Here is a 17,499-nt window from a genome sequence, read left to right on the forward strand (position 1 = left end):
GCCCAACCTAACCCCTCCCCGCAAGGGGGAGGGGAAAAGGAAGCTCAGCCTTGCGACTTCGCCCGACGGATCGGGATAACGACTTCGCGTGACGGCTCGGTGACAGTGTAGGCCGACGCCATCGGTTCGTCGGTGACGATCACCGTGTCGCCGTTGGTGAAGCCGTTGAACGCTGTCCGCATCGCGCAGCCATAGGCACCCAGCATGCCGATCTCGAAATAATCGCCGGTCTGGACGTCGGCCGGCAGTTCGAACGGTCCGCGCATGAAGTCCATGTCATCGCACGTCGGACCATAGAAGCTGTAGCCGATCGACTTCGCCCGCGACTCGCGCAGCAGGTTGGTCGGGAACACCCAGTCGATGTGCGCCGCGTCGAACAGCGCGCCATAGGCACCGTCGTTGATGTACAGCGTGTCGTCGCGACGCTTCTCGACCCGGACCAGCAGGCTGGAGTATTCGGCGCACAGCGCCCGACCGGGCTCGCACCACAGTTCGGCGGAGTAGCTGACCGGCAGGTCCTCGAAGGCGGCGCCGATGACGTCGAAGTAACGCTGCATCGTGCCGGGCTCCATGCCCGGGTAGATCGACGGGAAGCCGCCACCGACATCGACGACGTCGACGGTGACACCGGCCGCGACGATCGCGGCACGGACCAGCAGCATGGCGTCGCTGTACGCCGACGGGCTCATCGCCTGCGAACCGACGTGGAAGCAGATGCCGAGCGCATCCGCTGCCTGGCGAGCGGCCATCAGGACAGGTGCAGCCTCATCGACCGGAACGCCGAACTTCGACGCCAGGCTGAGCTTGGAATAGGCCGACGAGACGCGCAGCCGGACGCACAGCGTCAGGTCGGTCGCCGCCTGGCCATCGATCGAGGTCTCCTCGACGATCTTGGCCAGCTCCTCCAGCCCGTCGAGCGAGAAGGTGCGGACGCCGTGGACGTGATACGCCTCGAAGATCGACTCGCGCGGCTTGACCGGGTGCATGAAGCACAGGGTCGCCTCGGGCAGCGTCTCGCGAACCAGCCGCACCTCGGCGATCGAGGCGACGTCAAAGGTCTTGATACCGCCATCCCACAGGATGCGCAGCAGGTCGGGCGACGGATTGGCCTTTACGGCATACATCGGCGTGCCCGGAAACTTCTCAGCGAAGTACCGAGCCGCGCGGGCAGCGGCGTGAGGGCGAACAAGGGTAACAGGCTGCGACGGAACAGTGTCGCGGGCTACCCCCAGCGCGTTATATGGCTTGTACAATGCAAGGGACCTCCGGGGCGTGGTTCGCAGCGAACTTGCTGCAATCAAACTGCCTTGCGGTTGGAAGTCCCATGGGGCAGCGGAGGGCGTATCTAGGGTCGCGGACCCCCCATGTAAAGTAGTTTTTTTGCGTTCCGTTTTTCATGAAATTGCCTTGGCCGATCATCAACTTAGCCGGAGACGTAAGTGACCGTTTTTGCACCTTTTTTGCGCCGGGTTTCTCGTGACGATGTGGAGGCTGCGGCAGTACGCCTGCACGGCCATGCGGTGCGCACGCCGCTGCTGCGCTCCGACGCCCTGGACGACGCGACGGGCGCGCGGATCTGGCTCAAGCCCGAGTGTTTGCAGCGCACCGGATCGTTCAAATTCCGCGGCGCTTACAACCGCTTGGCAGCTCTGGACCCGGCCCAGCGGGCGGCGGGCGTGGTGGCGTTCTCCAGTGGCAATCACGCCCAGGGCGTGGCCCGGGCGGCGCAATTGCTCGGTATCCCCGCGATGATCGTCATGCCGCACGATGCACCGGCGATCAAAATCGATGCGACTCGTGATTACGGCGCCGAAGTGGTCCTGTACGACCGTTATCTCGAAGACCGCTCGGTCATCGCGCACCGCCATGCGGACGAACGCGGCGCCACTGTCGTGCCTAGCTTCGACGATCCGTACATCGTTGCCGGGCAGGGCACCGCCGGGCTGGAGATCGCGGAGGACCTGGCGGCGCTGGGCGAGACGGCCGATGTGGTGCTGGTCTGCTGCGGCGGCGGCGGGCTGGCGAGCGGCATCGCGCTGGGCTCCGGATTGCCGGTCGTGACGGTCGAGCCCGCGGGTTACGACGACGTGGCGCGGTCGTTGGCGGCGGGAACCATCCTGCCGGTGGTCGATCCCGGCCCAACGGTCTGCGACGCGCTGCAGACGCTGGTGATGGTGCCGTTGACCTTCGACATCCTGCGCGATCTCGGCACGACAGGCGTCTCGGTCTCGGACGCGGCGGCGATGCGGGCGGTGGCGTTCGCCTTCCGCCATTTGAAACTGGTGCTGGAACCAGGCGGCGCGGTGGCGCTGGCAGCGGCCCTGGAGGGCGTCGTCGACCTGCGCGGGCGGTCGGCCGTGGTGCTGCTGTCGGGCGGCAACGTCGATGCGGCGACCTTCGCGCGGTGCCTGGCGGCCTAGTCGCGGCTCGGCACGGCAAAGCGGTGGGGGGCGCCCTCCGGTACGTCGTCGACCGGCGGGCGAGCCTCGCCGAACCAGGCGGCGACCCTCGCCTTGGCCTCATGGTCGAGGTGAAGGCCCATCTTGGTGCGCCGCCACAGCACATCCTCGGCGGTCGTCGCCCATTCGCGCTCGACGAAGTATTCGAGCTCGGCGGTGAAGATACCGCCCAAATTCTCGCCCAACCCCCGCTCCAGCATCGGCTCACACGCCGTACCAATAGTCCGCGCCAACCGCTTGATAATCCTTGGGTCATAATCGGCATGGGTGACGATCAGCGCCGCCAGCCACCGCTCGAACGCCGCCTGTCCCGTCTCCCCCTCCAGCCGCGCCACATCCCCGCCCGGCAGCGGAGCGGTCGCCGTCCAAGCCTTGGTTTTCGGCGCGACGATCTTCATCGCCGCCTCCGCCAACAGCCGGTAGGTGGTGATTTTCCCCCCTACCACCGTCAACGCCGGCACCCCCGCATGCCGGACCAGCCTGAAATCCCGCGAAGCCTCCCTATTTCCTTTGCCCGCCTCGAGAATCAGCGGCCTGACCCCCGCAAACCGATGCACGACATCCGCATCCCCCAGCGGCCTCGACAAATACCGATTCACTGCCCCAAGCAGATAGTCATATTCATCATCCGTCACCGTCGGCGCTTCTGCAGTCTCAACCTCGCGCTCCGTCGTCCCGACCAGCGAGAAATCACCTTCATACGGGATGACGAACACCACACGCCCATCCGGCTGCTGCAGAGTGAACGCGTCGCGTCCTAGATGCACTCTGCGAGTCACCAAATGCGATCCCTGCACCAATCGTAGCGGCGGAGCATCGTGGCGACCCAAAACCTTCCGCGCCACCTGTCCAGCCCAGGGGCCTGTCGCGTTTACCAGATACCTGGCTGCCAGCGTCCGTCCATCGGACAGCGTCACCTGCCACGTCTCGCTGTCATGCTCGGTCCGCTCCACCCGGGTGCGCGTAATGATCTCCGCACCGCGGTCCGCAGCATCTCGTACATTGGCGATGACAATGCGGGCATCGTCGACCCAGCCATCCCAATAGCGAAAGCCGGTAGCGAACCTGGCATCCAGCGCGCGTCCGGCCCGGTCCTGCCTCAGATCGATCTTCGCCGAGCCCAAGACGACCTTGCGCCGCGCCAGATGGTCGTACAGCCATAGCCCCGCACGCAGCATCCAGTCGGGCCGGCTCCCCGCGCCCTCCGGCAGGACGAAGCTTTGCGGCCAGCTGATATGCGGCGCGATGTCGAGTAACACCTCGCGCTCGGCAAGCGCCTTGCGGACCATGCCGAATGCGTAGAACTCAAGGTAGCGCAGACCGCCGTGGATCAACTTGGTAGAGGCGCTCGACGTGCCGCCCGCTAGGTCGCCGGCCTCGACCAGCGCGACGCTTAACCCGCGCCCTGCCGCGTCCCGGGCGATACCCGCGCCGTTGATGCCACCGCCGATGATAAGAAGATCGTAAGTCACCGCTCCATTTGGCGGGCGCCCGGCGGTGAGTCGAGAGCCTTACCGGCATGATAACATCGACCGCGGCGCTTCGCGCTGCGGAGGAAACTGCGTATGGAGCGGGCATGACCGCATCCGACCTGATCCTGGTCCTCGACGAGGGCACGACCTCGACGCGGGCGATCGTGTTCGACCGGACCGGCGACATCGTCGCCCAAAGCGCGCGACCGTTGACCCAGAGCTTCCGGCAGCCGGGTTGGGTCGAGCATGACGCCGCCGAGATCTGGGCGCACAGCCTGTCGTGCCTGACGGACGCGACAGCGGCGGTCGGGCTGGAGCGGATCGCCTGCATCGGCCTGACCAACCAGCGCGAGACCGTCGTCTTCTGGGACCGGCGCACCGGCGAGCCGTTGGCCCCGGCTATCGTCTGGCAAGATCGCCGCTCCGCCGTCCTGTGCGAGCGCCTCCGCACCGACGGCCGCGAGGCGCTGGTGCAGGAGCGGACCGGGCTGGTCCTCGACCCATACTTCTCAGGGACCAAGATCGCCTGGGCGCTGGAGAACTGGCCGGTTGTCCGGGCAGCGGCCGGTGATGGTACACTCGCGGTCGGCACCATCGACTCATATCTGCTGTTCCGCCTGACCGAGGGCAGGGTGCACGCCACCGACGCGACCAACGCGTCGCGGACGCTGCTGATGGACCTTGGTAGCTGCCAGTGGGACGAGCGGCTGCTGGGGTTGCTCGGGGTGCCGCGCTCCGTCCTGCCGACGATCACCGACTGCGTTGGCTCGCTGGGCAGCACGACGCTGCTCGGTCGGATGTTGCCTATCACAGCGAGCATCGGAGACCAGCAAGCCGCTGCTATCGGCCAAGCTTGCCTGACACCCGGCATGGTTAAGGCGACCTACGGCACCGGCACCTTCGTCCTCGCCCAGGCTGGCGCGGCGCGGCCGGCGTCGAAGCATCGCCTGCTGTCGACTGTGGCGTGGCGTATCGACGGCGTGGCAAGCTATGCACTGGAAGGCAGTATCTTCACCGCTGGTGCGGCAGTGCAATGGCTCCGCGACGGTCTGCGCATCATCGAGGCGAGCGCGGAGACGGAGGCGCTGGCCCGCTCGGTGCCCGATAGCGGAGGCGTCGTCATGGTGCCTGCCTTCGCCGGCATGGGCGCGCCGCACTGGCGGCCCGATGTGCGCGGCCTGATCACAGGCATCACCAGCGGCACCAGCTTTGCGCATATCGCCCGGGCGACGCTGGAGGCGATGGGACATCAGACCGCAGACCTGCTGGCGGCGCTGGCGGCGGACGGCGTCGTGACGGAGCGGCTGCGTGTCGACGGCGGCATGGTCGCCAACGACTGGCTGTGCCAGGACCTTGCCGACACGTTGGGCATTCCCGTCGAGCGGCCGCGGGTGATCGAGACGACGGCGCTCGGTTGTGCGATGCTGGCCGGGCTCGGTGCCGGGCTGTTCGCCTCGCTGGAGGAGGCGGCCGGCATGGCGCAGCTGGATCGGGTGTTCGTGCCGGCGATCGATGCGGCGACGCGGGCGACGCGACGTGAAAACTGGGCTCATGCGGTAAGACAGGCGCTGGTACGATGACGGATGTGTTGATTGCCTTGGCGATGTTCGCTGCCTTCGCGCTGATCGACACCGGCGTGTGGATGCTGGCCAAGGGTCTGGGAACGCGGCTGAAAGCGGGACTGATGATCGCAGCGGGCGTGGTCACGATTTTCAACGTCTGGGTCAATTCGTTGCCGATCGGCTGAGCGGCGCCCCCCATCAGTGCGAGCGGGTCAGTTCCTTCATGGCGCGGTCCAGACCCTCGATCGACAGCGGGTACATGCGGTCTTCCATGACGGTCTTCATTATCTGGATCGACTGGCTGTGGCCCCAGCTGCTCTCCGGGATCGGGTTGAGCCAGGCGGCGGAGTGGTAGACGTCGAGCATGCGCTGCATCCAGACCGCGCCCGCTTCCTCGTTCCAATGCTCCACCGAACCGCCGGGATAGCTGATCTCATAGGGTGACATCGAGGCGTCGCCGACGAATACCAGCTTGTAATCCTGGGGGAATTTGTGGAGCAGGTCCATCGTCGGGGTGCGCTCCTGCCAGCGCCGCTTGTTGTCCTGCCAAAGCGAATCATAGGGGCAATTGTGGAAGTAGAAGAACTCGAGGTGCTTGAATTCCGACCGCGCTGCGGAAAACAGCTCCTCGCAGATCTTGATGAAGGGATCCATCGAACCGCCGACGTCGAGCATCAGCAGCAGCTTGACCGCATTGTGCCGCTCCGGCCGCATGACGATGTCGAGATAGGCCTTTTTCGCCGTACCGCTGACCGTGGCGTCGAGATCGAGTTCGTCCGCCGCGCCGTCCCGGGCGAACTTGCGCAGGCGGCGCAGCGCGACTTTGATATTGCGCGTGCCGAGCTCGACCGAGGAGCCGAGGTTGCGGAACTCGCGCTTGTCCCAGACCTTGACGGCGCTGTTGCGGCGGTTGCGGTCCTGGCCGATGCGAATGCCCTCAGGATGCGATCCGTAGGCGCCAAATGGCGATTTTCCGCCCGTTCCGATCCATTTATTGCCGCCTTCGTGACGTTCTTTCTGCTCGGCAAGACGTTCTGCCAATGTTTCCATCAACTTGTCCCACCCGAGTTTCTGGAGTTCGGCCATTTCCTCGTCGGAGAGGTTGAGTTCGGCGACGCGGCGCAGCCAGTCTTCCGGGATCTCCGCGGCGCCGGTTTCGATCGTGCTTTCCAGCCCTTTGAAGACCTTGGCGAAGACCTGGTCGAAGCGGTCGAGCAGGCCCTCGTCCTTCACATAGGTCGCGCGGGCGAGGTAGTAGAACTCGTCGATATTGCGGTCGATGACGCCGGCCTGCAGCGCCTCCAGCAGCGCCAGATGCTCCTTCAGCGATGCCGGAATCTTCGCGGCGCGGAGTTCGTCAAGAAAGTTGAGAAACATCAAATCTCCTGAGAATAACCGGAAGAAGCTGACCTAGGATCGGGGGGTCGAAAAACCGTGCAGAACTGTGTGGTTAAGCGGACTGGCGAAAGCCACTTATCAACATCTCGGCCTGTAGGACAGCGGTTCTACTCGGCGGCCTCGGCCTCAGGGAGATTCTGGCCAAGCAGGCGCAAAACCTGCGAGGCGGAGTCGAGAATGTGCGTCCCCGGCCCGAAGATCGCGGCGACCCCGGCGGCGTAGAGCGCGTCATAGTCGACCGCCGGTATCACCCCGCCGACGACGACGCGAATATCGGGTCGACCGGCATCGCGCAGGTGCCCGACCAGTTCGGGCAGCAGCGACAGATGCGCCCCCGCCAGCGATGACGCGCCGACGACGTCGACGTCCGCCTTGATCGCCAGCGCGGCGGTCTCGGCCGGCGTCTGGAACAATGGTCCCGGCACGATGTCGAAGCCCAGGTCGCCGAACGCCGAGGCGATCAGATTGGCGCCGCGGTCATGACCGTCCTGGCCCATCTTGGCGACCAGCATCTTGGGGGTTTTGCCGCGACGCTCGCCTGCGGTGGTGACGCCGTCCTGCAGCATCTGCCAGCGGCCGTCGCCCGAGAACGCGCCGCCGTAGATGCCGGTCACCGGCGTCGGCGTCGTGCCGTAACGTCCGAACACGTCCTCCATCGCGGCGCTGATTTCGCCGAGCGAGGCGCGCGCCCGGGCCGCCTCCACCGCCAGCGCCAGCAAATTGCCCGACCCTCGCGCACCTTCGCGCAGCGCATCCAGTGCAGCTGCTACCGCGTTGGGATCGCGCGACGAACGCATCTTGTCTAGCCGTGCGATCTGGGAGGTCCGCACTGCATCGTTGTCGACGCTCAGCGTCTCGATCTTGTCCTCTTCGGCGAGCCGGTACTTGTTGACCCCGACGACGACGTCCTCGCCGCGGTCGACCCGCGCCCCGCGTGCGGCGGCGGCTTCCTCGATTAGCCGCTTGGGCATCCCTGAGGCGACGGCCTGCGTCATGCCGCCTTCCGCCTCGACCTTCTCGATCAACGCCCAGGCGGTCTCGGCCAGCTCGGCGGTCAGCGCCTCGATGTAATAGCTGCCGCCGAGCGGATCGACGACGTTGGTGATGCCGGTTTCCTCGGCGACGATCAGCTGGGTGTTGCGCGCGATCCGGGCGGAGAACTCGCTGGGCAGCGCGATCGCCTCGTCCAGCGCGTTGGTGTGCAGCGACTGGGTGCCGCCGAGCACCGCCGCCATCGCCTCGACCGTCGTGCGGACGATATTGTTGTACGGGTCCGCCTCGGTCAGCGACACGCCGGAGGTCTGGCAATGCGTGCGCAGCATCTTCGAACGCTCGGTCTTGGCGCCGAGCTGCGTCATCGCCCGGTGCCACAACAGACGCGCGGCGCGCAGCTTGGCGACCTCCATGAAGAAGTTCATGCCGATTGCGAAGAAAAAGCTCAAACGTCCTGCAAAGGCGTCGATATCCAGCCCGCCGGCCTGTGCCGCGCGGACATAGTCCATGCCGTCGGCGATCGTGAAGGCGAGTTCCTGGACCTGCGTCGCGCCGGCTTCCTGCATGTGATAGCCGCTGATCGAGATCGAGTTGAACTTGGGCATCTCCGCCGAGGTATAGGCGATGATGTCGGCGACGATCCGCATGCTCGGCTCGGGTGGGTAGACATAGGTGTTCCGAACCATGAACTCCTTGAGGATGTCGTTCTGGATGGTCCCGTCGAGCAGCTTGCGGTCGACGCCCTGTTCCTCGCCTGCGACGATGAAGAAGGCCAGGATCGGGATCACCGCGCCGTTCATCGTCATCGACACGCTCATCTTGTCGAGCGGGATGCCGTCGAACAGGATCTTCATGTCCTCGACCGAGTCGATCGCGACGCCCGCCTTGCCGACGTCGCCGGTGACGCGTGGATGGTCGCTGTCATAGCCGCGGTGGGTGGCGAGGTCGAAGGCGACGCTCAGCCCCTTTTGCCCGGCCGCTAGGTTACGGCGATAGAAGGCGTTCGACGCCTCGGCGGTCGAGAAGCCCGCATATTGGCGGATCGTCCACGGCTTGCCGGTGTACATGGTGGCGCGCACGCCGCGGGTGAACGGCGCGATGCCGGGCAGGCCGGGATCGAGGTCGGCGGTATCCTCGGCAGTGTAGAGCGGCTTCACCACGATGCCCTCGGGCGTCAGCCACGACTTCAGCGGCCCCTTGGACTCACGCTCCGCAAGCGCTCGCCAGTCGGCGAGAAGAGGAATGGACATGGTTACGCGCTCCTTGAGCCCGAGGGATGGGACGGGGTGGTCGAAGCGTCAAGAGGCGGAATGGGGTGCGGGGCCGGGTGCTGCGGCCCGACCGTGGCGTCAGAAACTATCCGCGGATCGGCATCAGGCAGCCGCGATCAGGCAGCGAAACGCCGCACGTCGATCTCGTCGATCCGCGCCTTGGCCTGCGCGATGTCATAGCTGTTCTGCATGCGCATCAAGGTTTCCATCGACACGCCAAAGGCCTTTTCGATCCGGATCGCCATCTCCGGCGACAGTGCAGCGCGACCGTTGACCAGGGCCGACAGGGCAGGGCGGGTGACGCCCAGGGCATCGGCTGCGGCCTTTATGGACAGGCCGAGCGGCTCGATGATCTCGTGCCCGACGAAGCTGCCGACGTGCGGGGGGGACTTAAGCCGAACGCCGCTAATGGTCATGCTGCTGGCTCCTAATGATAATCTTCATAGTCGAGGTCGATGATTTCCAACTCGTCGTGCTCGATGCGAAAGGTAAGCCGCCAGTTGCGTCCGATGGACAGGCTCCACACGCCGCGCCTGTTGCCCATCAGTCTGTGTGCCTTCCACGTCGGCACGGTGTGCAACTCATCCTCGACCGCCATGTCTTGCAGAAATGCGATGATCCTGGCGATCTTCGGTACGGATTGCGCCGGCAACCCGGAAGAATCATCGTCTTCGATAAAGCGGCGAAGACCTTTGTGCAGGACATTGACGATCTTCAAGCAATGGCCTTTTATGCGTCTAGCGTCAAGCTACGCTATACGGCGATCACAGTCCGTAACGAATAGGAGAATAGGCGCGCCGTGGCTATCCGGATCGGTCGGCACGCCCTGCGACCGCGATGAACGGTTGCACCGTCGCGTGCTTAGCCTAAAACGGCCCCAAATTCAGACCCAAGAGGGAATTCATCATGGCGACTTCGGTCCGCCCGCGGCCGTTGTCGCCGCATCTGTCGATCTGGAAGTGGCGCGTCCACATGACGGTGTCGATCTTCCACCGCGCCACCGGCACCGCGATGGCGACCGGTGGCGTCGTGCTGTTCCTGTGGTGGCTGGCTGCTGCGGCGACCGGGGCCGAGGCTTACGCGACCTTCTACAAGGTGGCGACCGGCTGGTTCGGCATCTTGGTCGGCGTCGGCCTGACCTGGGTCTTCTTCCAGCATTTGATGTCGGGTATCCGGCATTTGATCATGGATACCGGTGCCGGCCTCGAGATCGCCGCCAGCAAGCGCCTCGCCACCCTGACCTTCGTCGGGTCGGTGCTGCTGACGGCGCTGACCTGGGGCGCGATCCTGGTCGGGAAGGGCCTGTAAGATGCGCCACGGGACAGAACTCGGCCGCGTCCGCGGTCTTGGTGCCGCGAAGAGCGGCGTCGGCCACTGGTGGATGCAGCGCGTCACCGCGGTCGGCAATCTCATCCTGATGCTGTGGTTCATCACCTCGCTCGTTCGCCTGCCCGGGCTGGACTATGTCTCGGTGGTGACGTGGCTGCGGCAGCCTGTCGCTGCGGTGCCGCTGCTACTGCTGATCGTCAGTGTTTTCTGGCACTTCAGGCTTGGATTGCAGGTTTTCCTCGAAGATTACCTGCACGACGAAGGCAGCAAGCTGATCGCGCTGCTCGCCCTTAATTTCTATACGCTGGCCGGTGCGGCAATCGCATTGTTCAGCGTTCTCAAGATCGCGCTTGGAGCCTGATAATGGCGGAAGCCTACAAGATCATCGACCACACTTATGACGCCGTCGTCGTCGGCGCGGGCGGCTCGGGCCTGCGCGCCGCGATGGGTATCGCCGAGGCGGGTCTGAAAACCGCCTGCATCACCAAGGTCTTCCCGACCCGCAGCCACACGGTCGCGGCGCAGGGCGGCATCGCGGCGTCACTCGGCAACATGGGTCCCGACCATTGGACGTGGCACATGTACGACACGGTCAAGGGCTCCGACTGGCTCGGCGACCAGGACGCGATCGAGTATCTGTGCCGCGAGGCGCCCGCCGCGGTCTATGAGCTCGAGCATTTCGGCGTGCCGTTCAGCCGCACCGAAGAAGGCAAGATCTACCAGCGCGCCTTTGGCGGCATGACGCAGGACATGGGCAACGGCCCGCCGGCCCAGCGCACCTGCGCCGCTGCCGACCGCACCGGCCACGCCATGCTCCACGCGCTGTACCAGCAGAGCCTGAAGTACGCGACGGACTTCTATATCGAGTATTTCGCCATCGACCTGATTATGGTCAACGGCGAGTGCAAGGGCGTCATCGCGATGTGCATGGAGGACGGTACCATCCACCGTTTCCGCAGCCATGCCGTGGTGCTGGCGACCGGTGGCTATGGCCGATGCTATTTCTCGGCGACCAGCGCGCACACCTCGACTGGCGACGGCGGCGGCATGGCGATCCGTGCCGGCATCCCGATGCAGGACATGGAGTTCGTCCAGTTCCACCCGACCGGCATCTACGGCGCCGGCGTGCTGATCACCGAGGGCGCGCGCGGCGAGGGCGGCTACCTGACCAACTCGCAGGGCGAGCGCTTCATGGAGCGCTATGCCCCGCACGCCAAGGACCTGGCCTCACGCGATGTCGTCAGCCGCTCGATGGCGATGGAGATCCGCGAGGGACGCGGCGTTGGCGCGGAGGGTGACCATATCAACCTCCACCTCAATCACATCGATCCGGCGGTGCTGCACGAGCGCCTGCCCGGCATCTCCGAGACCGCCAAGATCTTTGCCGGCGTCGACCTGACCAAGGAGCCGATCCCGGTGACGCCGACCGTCCACTACAACATGGGCGGCATCCCGACGAACTATCACGGCGAGGTCGTCACCCTGCGCGACGGCAACCCCGACGCGGTCGTCCCCGGGCTGTTCGCGGTCGGCGAGGCGGCATGCGTCTCGGTCCACGGCGCCAACCGCCTGGGCTCCAACTCCCTGATCGACCTGGTGGTGTTCGGACGGGCGACGGCGCACAAGATCGCCGACATCATCAAGCCGATGACCGCGCATTCGCCGCTGGCCAAGGACAATGCCGACTTCGCCTTGGGGCGCCTGGACGGCTACCGCTTCTCCAAGGGCGGCTCGCCGACCTCGTCGGTGCGGGCGCAGATGCAGAAGACCATGCAGGCCAACGCCGGCGTGTTCCGCACCGCCGAGGTGCTGAGCGAAGGCCAGGCCAAGATCGACGCGGTCTACCAGCGCATGGCCGACATCGGCATCGCCGACCGCAGCCTGGTGTTCAACACCGATCTGATCGAGACGCTGGAGCTGGACAACATGATCCCGCAGGCGGTCGTCACCATGCATTCGGCAGCGGCGCGTCACGAGAGCCGCGGCGCGCACATGCACGAGGACTTCCCCAACCGCGACGACGTCAACTTCATGCAGCATTCGCTCGCCTGGTTCCGCGACGGCGGTGTCACCCTCGCCCAGCGCCCGGTGCACAGCTACACGCTGACCGACGAGATCGAGTACATCAAGCCCAAGGCGCGGGTTTACTAAAGGAGCCCGAAGATGGCCGAATTCTCACTTCCGACGAACAGCAAGATCAAGTCCAACGGGACGCGCTATCCGGCGCCCGCCGGGGCGGTGAATGCGCGGGCGTTCAAGATCTATCGCTGGAACCCCGACGACGGGCAGAACCCGCGCTACGACACCTACGAGCTCGACCTGGAGACGACCGGGCCGATGGTCCTCGACGCGCTGATCAAGATCAAGGGGGAGGTCGACCCGACGCTGACCTTCCGCCGGTCGTGCCGCGAGGGTATCTGCGGGTCGTGCTCGATGAACATCGACGGGACCAACGCGCTGGCCTGCACCACTGCGATCGAGGACATCAAGGGCGAGGTGCGGATCACGCCGCTGCCGCACATGGACGTGGTCAAGGACCTGGTCCCCGACTTCAAGCACTTCTATGCGCAGTACGCCTCGATCAAGCCGTGGCTGCAGACGGTGACGCCGGTGCCGTCGAACGAGGAGCGGCTGCAGACGGTCGAGGAGCGCTCCAAGATCGACGGGCTGTACGAGTGCATCCTGTGCGCCTGCTGCTCGACCGCCTGCCCGAGCTATTGGTGGAACAGCGACAAGTTCCTCGGGCCGGCGATCCTGTTGCAGGCCTATCGCTGGCTGGCGGACAGCCGCGACGAGATGACCGGCGAGCGCCTCGACGCGCTGGAGGATCCGTTCCGCCTGTACCGCTGCCACACGATCATGAATTGCGCGAACGTCTGCCCGAAGGGTCTCAACCCGGCGAAGGCGATTGCGGAGATCAAGAAGATGATGGTTGAACGCGCCGTCTAGCGGCTGAGCGCAAGGCGAGCTTCGCACTTCGCGAAGATCGCCTTGCGCTCAGACTCGCTAGACGTGCCGGACGGCGGGTCGCCAGCCTTTCACTGGCGAGCCCGGCCGACGGGAGCGGCTTTGCCGCGACCCCCTAACTCACTTCCGTTGCTCATCTGTTCCGTGTACAAGCGGCCATGTCCGACGCGCCCCCGCGCAAGATCATCCACATCGACATGGACGCTTTCTACGCGTCGGTGGAGCAGCGCGACGCCCCCGAACTCCGCGGGCGCCCGGTCGCCGTCGGCAGCGCCCAGGCCCGGGGTGTTGTCGCCGCCGCCAGCTATGAAGCCCGCACCTTTGGCGTCCGCTCCGCCATGGCCTCGGTCACCGCGCTCAGGCGCTGCCCGCAGCTGGTGTTCGTGCCGCCGCGCTTCGACGTCTACCGCGCCGTCTCCAACCAGATCCGCGCGATCTTCGCCGAGCACACCGACCTGATCGAGCCACTGTCGCTCGACGAGGCGTATCTCGACGTCAGTGGCGCGCCCAACGCCACCGCCATCGCCGAGGCGATCCGCGCCAGCATCCGCGCCACGACTGGACTGACCGCCTCGGCGGGCGTCTCGTACAACAAGTTCATCGCCAAGCTCGCGTCGGACCAGAACAAGCCCGACGGCGTCTGCGTCATCACCCCGGCGCGCGGCCCGGCATTCGTCGCCAGCCTGCCGGTCAAGCGCTTCCACGGTGTCGGCCCGGTCACCGCGGCCAAGATGGAGCGCCTCGGCATCACCACCGGCGCCGACCTCCGAGACAAGGGCCTCGCCGAACTGACCCGGCATTTCGGCAGCTATGCCAACTACCTCCACCGCGCCGCGCACGGCCAGGACGACCGCCCCGTCCGCAACGACCGTCCCAACAAGTCGGTCGGGGCGGAGCGCACCTTCGACATCGACCTGACCGAGGCGGGCGACCTGATCGCGGCGCTCGACCCGGTCATCGAGGCGGCGTGGACGCGCATCTCGCGCTCCAACGCGTCGGGCCGGACGCTGGTGCTCAAGGTCAAGTTCGCCGACTTCACCCAGATCACGCGGTCGCGAACCTGCCCGACGCTGATCGACGGGCGGGCGGCGCTGACCGAGGTGGCGCGCAGCCTGCTGGCGACGGTGCTCCCGGTACCGCTCGGCGTGCGCCTGCTCGGCGTCACGCTGGCCTCGCTCGACCAAGGTCCGCGCGACGATCAGCCCCTGCTGGCGATCTGAACACGGCGTCAGTATCGCCCGGTTCCCCAGCCTGAGCCGCTACTTGCGGCGCCTCGTTGCTCAACAACCACGGCATTTGAAATTCACGAATATCAGCAAAATTTCACTTGCCTGATTATCGAACTATGGCGTTTTCGCACGAATTTTCGCAATTATGTACGAATTAGGACAGTATCGCCCGCAAGTTATTGCAACGTATAGTTCAGCTTTTACAAGGGGATGCAGATGCATAGACTATCACCCCTGATGATCGCGCCGCCACCGATATTTGCTGTCGACGGAGAAGTGATCATTTGCAATGTCGGGTTCCCTAGTCTCTCGCCGTCAGCGGCGCGGCAGATGGCGGAGCGGCTGGTTGCGGTGGCAGGCATGGCCGACGTTCAGTCCAAATACCTTCGCCAACTCTAGCTCATCTTCGGTTAAGAAGAGGGACGATTGACCATGTCGCAGTCGAGTGCGCCTGGGCCGATCCAGGAAGCCGATAGTGTTGCCTGTGCCGATAGTCGGTCGACAGCTGGTGATGATCGCGCGCGAAACGACACGATCCTTGTCGTCGAGGACGAGCCGCTGATCCGCCTGATGATCGTCGACCTGCTGCAGGCCGAGGGCTTCACTGTCGCCGAGGCGGTCGACGCCGACGACGCGCTGACGATCCTGGCCGACCGTGCCGACGAGGTGAAGCTGATCTTCACCGACATCAACATGCCCGGCGATATGGACGGGCTGCAGCTTGCCCGTCATGCCGTCCACAGCTGGCCGTGGATCGAGCTGCTCGTCACCTCCGGACGCGGCCGGCCCGCCTCGCCGCCACTCCCGTCAGGAAGCATCTTCGTCGAAAAGCCCTACACCTTCGACAAGCTGCTCGGCTGCATCAGGGACCTGACGCACCAGCGCTGATCGACTTCGCGACGCGTCTATCGCGACCGGTTGGCGGCGCGCAGGCGGGCGAGTTGGTCGATGCGGGCGCGGTAGGTGCGGACAAGGCAGCTGTCGCTGGTGCAGCGGTCGCGGCGGGCGATAAACGCGGCCTGGTCGCGGGCGATGCGCCGGTCGAGCCGGCTGCCTGTGCCATTCGGGCTGGCAAGCAGGTTGACGGTGTTGTCGAGCGCGGTCAGCGACGCGCTGGCCTGGACATGCGCGGTTCGGGAGCGCGGCCGGTCGAGCCGGGGCTTGGCGGCAGTACGGGTCAGGGAGGGCTTGCGGGGTGCGGCTGGCTTGATCGACGCGCGACTGGTGGCTGACCGGGTTGCGTTCGGCCGGCTGGGAACGGGCGCGATCGTCCGAGACGTCGGGGCAGCGGCTTCGACCGGAACGGCTGCATCGGGTACGGCGGCGGGAGCGGCCACCGGGGGCGTTGTCGCAGCGGCAGGAGCCGGCGCAAGGGCCAGGTCGTCGGCGGGCTCGAGTTCGACCAGTTGCCGGATGATGTCGTCCGCGCCCGTCAGGGTGTAGACCCGGCCACGCGCGTCGACCGCCGGCAGAATCGAATAGTCGATAGCGGCGGACAGGCTCGTGCCGCCGGGAAGTTGCAGCGTGGCTCGCCCGGCGCAGACGGTGATCGCGTTGGCGCTGTCGAGGGCCTTGGCATAGGCGTCGTCGATGCGCAGCGTGCTCGTCGAGGCACGCGCCTCCAGCCATGTCGGGTTCGGACCGCCGACGTGATGCGCCCGGGCGAAGATGATGGCGCGAAGGCCGGTCAGCGTCGCATTGTCGGCGCACAGCCGTTGCACCGCGCCGCTGGCTGCGACGGCGCGGGTTGCGTCGGGCGTTCCAACCGGGGTTTGGGCGGAAGGCGGCGTGTCGGCGCGGCCGTATAGGAGCCAGGCACCGACCGCGATCGCTGCGATGATTATGCCGGCCAGCAAATATCCCCAGGCAAATGAACGGCGCCGGACGGGTGGCCTGACCGGGCGATACGACGGCGGTGGCGGCGGCGCCGTGCCGCCGTGATCGTCGGGACGCGGCGCCGATTGCGGTGACGGGTCGACCGACATGACGCCCAGCGGCGTCTCGCCGTAGAGATCGCGGCGGCGCTGCTCGCGCCAGTCGTTGTCGCTCGTCACGGGTGGCCCCCTTTCTCCGACGTCAACGCATGATACAGCGATAAAGGCATGGCGGCACAGCGGCGCTTAAGGGTTACGTGCCGGCCGGCGGGTGAAGTGCTCGGCCTCGCCGACCAGCGCGGCGAGAACGGCGGGCGACAGCGTGAAGCCTTGCGGGTCGTCGGCGATATAGTCGCTGGTCTGCGAGCGGTGGGCGGCGATCGCACGGCGCTTGGCGGCCAGCGCCGGGTCGCGGGCGGACGCGCCGCCGCCGCTCGTCCGCGACCAGACGGCATAGGCGACCAGCGGTATGCCGGTGCCGCGTAGCGCCGCCTGTGCCAGCGTCCAGCCCGCGCGGTGGTCCGGGTGATGGTCGGCCGGCGATGCGGCGAGGACGACGCCGGGCCTCAGCGAGCGCAGCACGCGGCGCAACGCCAGGCTGCGGCCGCGCTGGACGACGTCGCCATCGGGCCAGCCGAGGAAGGCGCAGCGTGCCGCGCCGGCGCCGAGCCGCGCCACCGCCCACCGCATTTCCGACCGCCGCAACCGGCCGAGTTCGGCGGCGGGCCAGCGTCGCGATCCCGGATGCGAAGCCTGTCCATCGGTCAGCGCGACCACCGCCAGCGGCACCCCGGCCCGTGCCGCCCGGGCGATCAGCAGCCCGCAACCGAGCGTCTCGTCGTCGGGATGCGGCGCGGTCACGACGATGCGGCGACCGCGCGCCAGGCGGATCACGTCGGTCGCGGCGAGGCGACGGAACAGGGCGGTGCGGCGGGGGTTCGTCAC

17 protein-coding genes are annotated in these 17,499 nt (G+C 66.3%); 9 read left to right on the top strand and 8 right to left on the bottom strand.

The genetic code is table 11. The features are described from left to right. Positions 1-44: 44 nt before the first annotated feature. Positions 45-1,253: a type III PLP-dependent enzyme gene (locus ACOFKW_RS12130; RefSeq protein WP_419814411.1), complete on the bottom strand. Its 1,209-nt coding sequence runs from the start codon at positions 1,251-1,253 to the stop codon at positions 45-47. 231 nt (positions 1,254-1,484) lie between these two features. Here ACOFKW_RS12130 and ACOFKW_RS12135 point away from each other — a divergent pair, with 231 nt between their 5' ends. Next, positions 1,485-2,420, top strand: coding sequence for a threonine ammonia-lyase (locus tag ACOFKW_RS12135; RefSeq protein WP_419814412.1), 936 nt, complete (start codon positions 1,485-1,487; stop codon positions 2,418-2,420). On the opposite strand, the gene glpD is transcribed toward ACOFKW_RS12135, so the two are convergent. Next, the gene (gene glpD, locus ACOFKW_RS12140) at positions 2,417-3,931 is read right to left on the bottom strand and encodes a glycerol-3-phosphate dehydrogenase (RefSeq protein WP_419814413.1); all 1,515 of its coding nucleotides are present in this window, start codon (positions 3,929-3,931) and stop codon (positions 2,417-2,419) included. The two genes, ACOFKW_RS12135 and glpD, sit on opposite strands and share 4 nt — an antisense overlap. Before the next feature lie 104 nt (positions 3,932-4,035). On the opposite strand from glpD, the gene glpK reads away from it, so the two are divergent. After that, on the top strand, positions 4,036-5,511 hold the full coding sequence (gene glpK / locus ACOFKW_RS12145; RefSeq protein ID WP_419814414.1) for a glycerol kinase GlpK: 1,476 nt from the start codon (positions 4,036-4,038) through the stop codon (positions 5,509-5,511). Continuing rightward, entirely contained in the window at positions 5,508-5,678 is a 171-nt protein-coding gene (locus ACOFKW_RS12150; protein WP_419814415.1) for a hypothetical protein, read from the top strand. Before glpK ends, ACOFKW_RS12150 begins: the two co-directional genes overlap by 4 nt. Before the next feature lie 13 nt (positions 5,679-5,691). On the opposite strand, the gene ACOFKW_RS12155 is transcribed toward ACOFKW_RS12150, so the two are convergent. The 4 genes from ACOFKW_RS12155 to ACOFKW_RS12170 all read right to left on the bottom strand — a co-directional run bounded on the left by ACOFKW_RS12155 (position 5,692) and on the right by ACOFKW_RS12170 (position 9,873). Further along, positions 5,692-6,870 carry a vWA domain-containing protein gene (locus ACOFKW_RS12155; RefSeq protein ID WP_419814416.1) on the bottom strand — a complete coding sequence of 393 codons (1,179 nt, stop codon included), beginning with the start codon at positions 6,868-6,870 and terminating at the stop codon, positions 5,692-5,694. 128 nt (positions 6,871-6,998) lie between these two features. Beyond that, positions 6,999-9,134, bottom strand: a complete 2,136-nt coding sequence (scpA, locus tag ACOFKW_RS12160; RefSeq protein WP_419814417.1) for a methylmalonyl-CoA mutase — start codon at positions 9,132-9,134, stop codon at positions 6,999-7,001. A gap of 137 nt (positions 9,135-9,271) precedes the next feature. Beyond that, positions 9,272-9,571: a HigA family addiction module antitoxin gene (locus ACOFKW_RS12165; RefSeq protein ID WP_419814418.1), complete on the bottom strand. Its 300-nt coding sequence runs from the start codon at positions 9,569-9,571 to the stop codon at positions 9,272-9,274. An 11-nt stretch (positions 9,572-9,582) separates the two neighbouring features. Further along, positions 9,583-9,873, bottom strand: coding sequence for a type II toxin-antitoxin system RelE/ParE family toxin (locus tag ACOFKW_RS12170; protein WP_419814419.1), 291 nt, complete (start codon positions 9,871-9,873; stop codon positions 9,583-9,585). Positions 9,874-10,061: 188 nt separating this feature from the next. Between ACOFKW_RS12170 and sdhC the strand changes: the two genes are divergently transcribed. The 6 genes from sdhC to ACOFKW_RS12200 all read left to right on the top strand — a co-directional run bounded on the left by sdhC (position 10,062) and on the right by ACOFKW_RS12200 (position 15,568). Further along, positions 10,062-10,463 carry a succinate dehydrogenase, cytochrome b556 subunit gene (sdhC, locus tag ACOFKW_RS12175; RefSeq protein ID WP_419814420.1) on the top strand — a complete coding sequence of 134 codons (402 nt, stop codon included), beginning with the start codon at positions 10,062-10,064 and terminating at the stop codon, positions 10,461-10,463. Position 10,464: 1 nt separating this feature from the next. Beyond that, the gene (gene sdhD, locus ACOFKW_RS12180) at positions 10,465-10,845 is read left to right on the top strand and encodes a succinate dehydrogenase, hydrophobic membrane anchor protein (protein ID WP_419814421.1); all 381 of its coding nucleotides are present in this window, start codon (positions 10,465-10,467) and stop codon (positions 10,843-10,845) included. A gap of 2 nt (positions 10,846-10,847) precedes the next feature. Next, a complete protein-coding gene (gene sdhA / locus ACOFKW_RS12185) occupies positions 10,848-12,635 on the top strand; it encodes a succinate dehydrogenase flavoprotein subunit (protein ID WP_419814422.1) in 1,788 nt (595 codons plus the stop codon). Positions 12,636-12,647: 12 nt separating this feature from the next. Then, the gene (locus ACOFKW_RS12190) at positions 12,648-13,433 is read left to right on the top strand and encodes a succinate dehydrogenase iron-sulfur subunit (RefSeq protein WP_419814423.1); all 786 of its coding nucleotides are present in this window, start codon (positions 12,648-12,650) and stop codon (positions 13,431-13,433) included. Positions 13,434-13,609: 176 nt separating this feature from the next. Further along, positions 13,610-14,671 carry a DNA polymerase IV gene (gene dinB / locus ACOFKW_RS12195; RefSeq protein WP_419814424.1) on the top strand — a complete coding sequence of 354 codons (1,062 nt, stop codon included), beginning with the start codon at positions 13,610-13,612 and terminating at the stop codon, positions 14,669-14,671. Between the two features lie 441 nt (positions 14,672-15,112). Continuing rightward, on the top strand, positions 15,113-15,568 hold the full coding sequence (locus tag ACOFKW_RS12200) for a response regulator (protein ID WP_419814425.1): 456 nt from the start codon (positions 15,113-15,115) through the stop codon (positions 15,566-15,568). A gap of 17 nt (positions 15,569-15,585) precedes the next feature. Here ACOFKW_RS12200 and ACOFKW_RS12205 read toward each other — a convergent pair whose 3' ends face one another. Together ACOFKW_RS12205 and ACOFKW_RS12210 are read right to left on the bottom strand one after the other, a co-directional pair. Beyond that, positions 15,586-16,734, bottom strand: coding sequence for a hypothetical protein (locus ACOFKW_RS12205; RefSeq protein WP_419814426.1), 1,149 nt, complete (start codon positions 16,732-16,734; stop codon positions 15,586-15,588). A 66-nt stretch (positions 16,735-16,800) separates the two neighbouring features. Continuing rightward, positions 16,801-17,499, bottom strand: a complete 699-nt coding sequence (locus ACOFKW_RS12210) for a PIG-L deacetylase family protein (RefSeq protein WP_419814427.1) — start codon at positions 17,497-17,499, stop codon at positions 16,801-16,803.

The sequence above is a fragment of the Glacieibacterium sp. genome, from assembly GCF_965200405.1.
In the GTDB taxonomy this organism is placed as follows: Bacteria; Pseudomonadota; Alphaproteobacteria; order Sphingomonadales; family Sphingomonadaceae; genus Glacieibacterium.

Bases quoted from the DNA above. Each gene is read 5' to 3' on its own strand.
- glpK (WP_419814414.1), top strand. From the start codon at position 4,036: ATGACCGCATCCGACCTGATCCTGGTCCTCGACGAGGGCACGACCTCG.
- ACOFKW_RS12150 (WP_419814415.1), top strand. From the start codon at position 5,508: ATGACGGATGTGTTGATTGCCTTGGCGATGTTCGCTGCCTTCGCGCTG.
- ACOFKW_RS12155 (WP_419814416.1), bottom strand. From the start codon at position 6,870: ATGTTTCTCAACTTTCTTGACGAACTCCGCGCCGCGAAGATTCCGGCA.
- scpA (WP_419814417.1), bottom strand. From the start codon at position 9,134: ATGTCCATTCCTCTTCTCGCCGACTGGCGAGCGCTTGCGGAGCGTGAG.
- ACOFKW_RS12165 (WP_419814418.1), bottom strand. From the start codon at position 9,571: ATGACCATTAGCGGCGTTCGGCTTAAGTCCCCCCCGCACGTCGGCAGC.
- sdhC (WP_419814420.1), top strand. From the start codon at position 10,062: ATGGCGACTTCGGTCCGCCCGCGGCCGTTGTCGCCGCATCTGTCGATC.
- sdhD (WP_419814421.1), top strand. From the start codon at position 10,465: ATGCGCCACGGGACAGAACTCGGCCGCGTCCGCGGTCTTGGTGCCGCG.
- sdhA (WP_419814422.1), top strand. From the start codon at position 10,848: ATGGCGGAAGCCTACAAGATCATCGACCACACTTATGACGCCGTCGTC.
- ACOFKW_RS12190 (WP_419814423.1), top strand. From the start codon at position 12,648: ATGGCCGAATTCTCACTTCCGACGAACAGCAAGATCAAGTCCAACGGG.
- dinB (WP_419814424.1), top strand. From the start codon at position 13,610: ATGTCCGACGCGCCCCCGCGCAAGATCATCCACATCGACATGGACGCT.
- ACOFKW_RS12200 (WP_419814425.1), top strand. From the start codon at position 15,113: ATGTCGCAGTCGAGTGCGCCTGGGCCGATCCAGGAAGCCGATAGTGTT.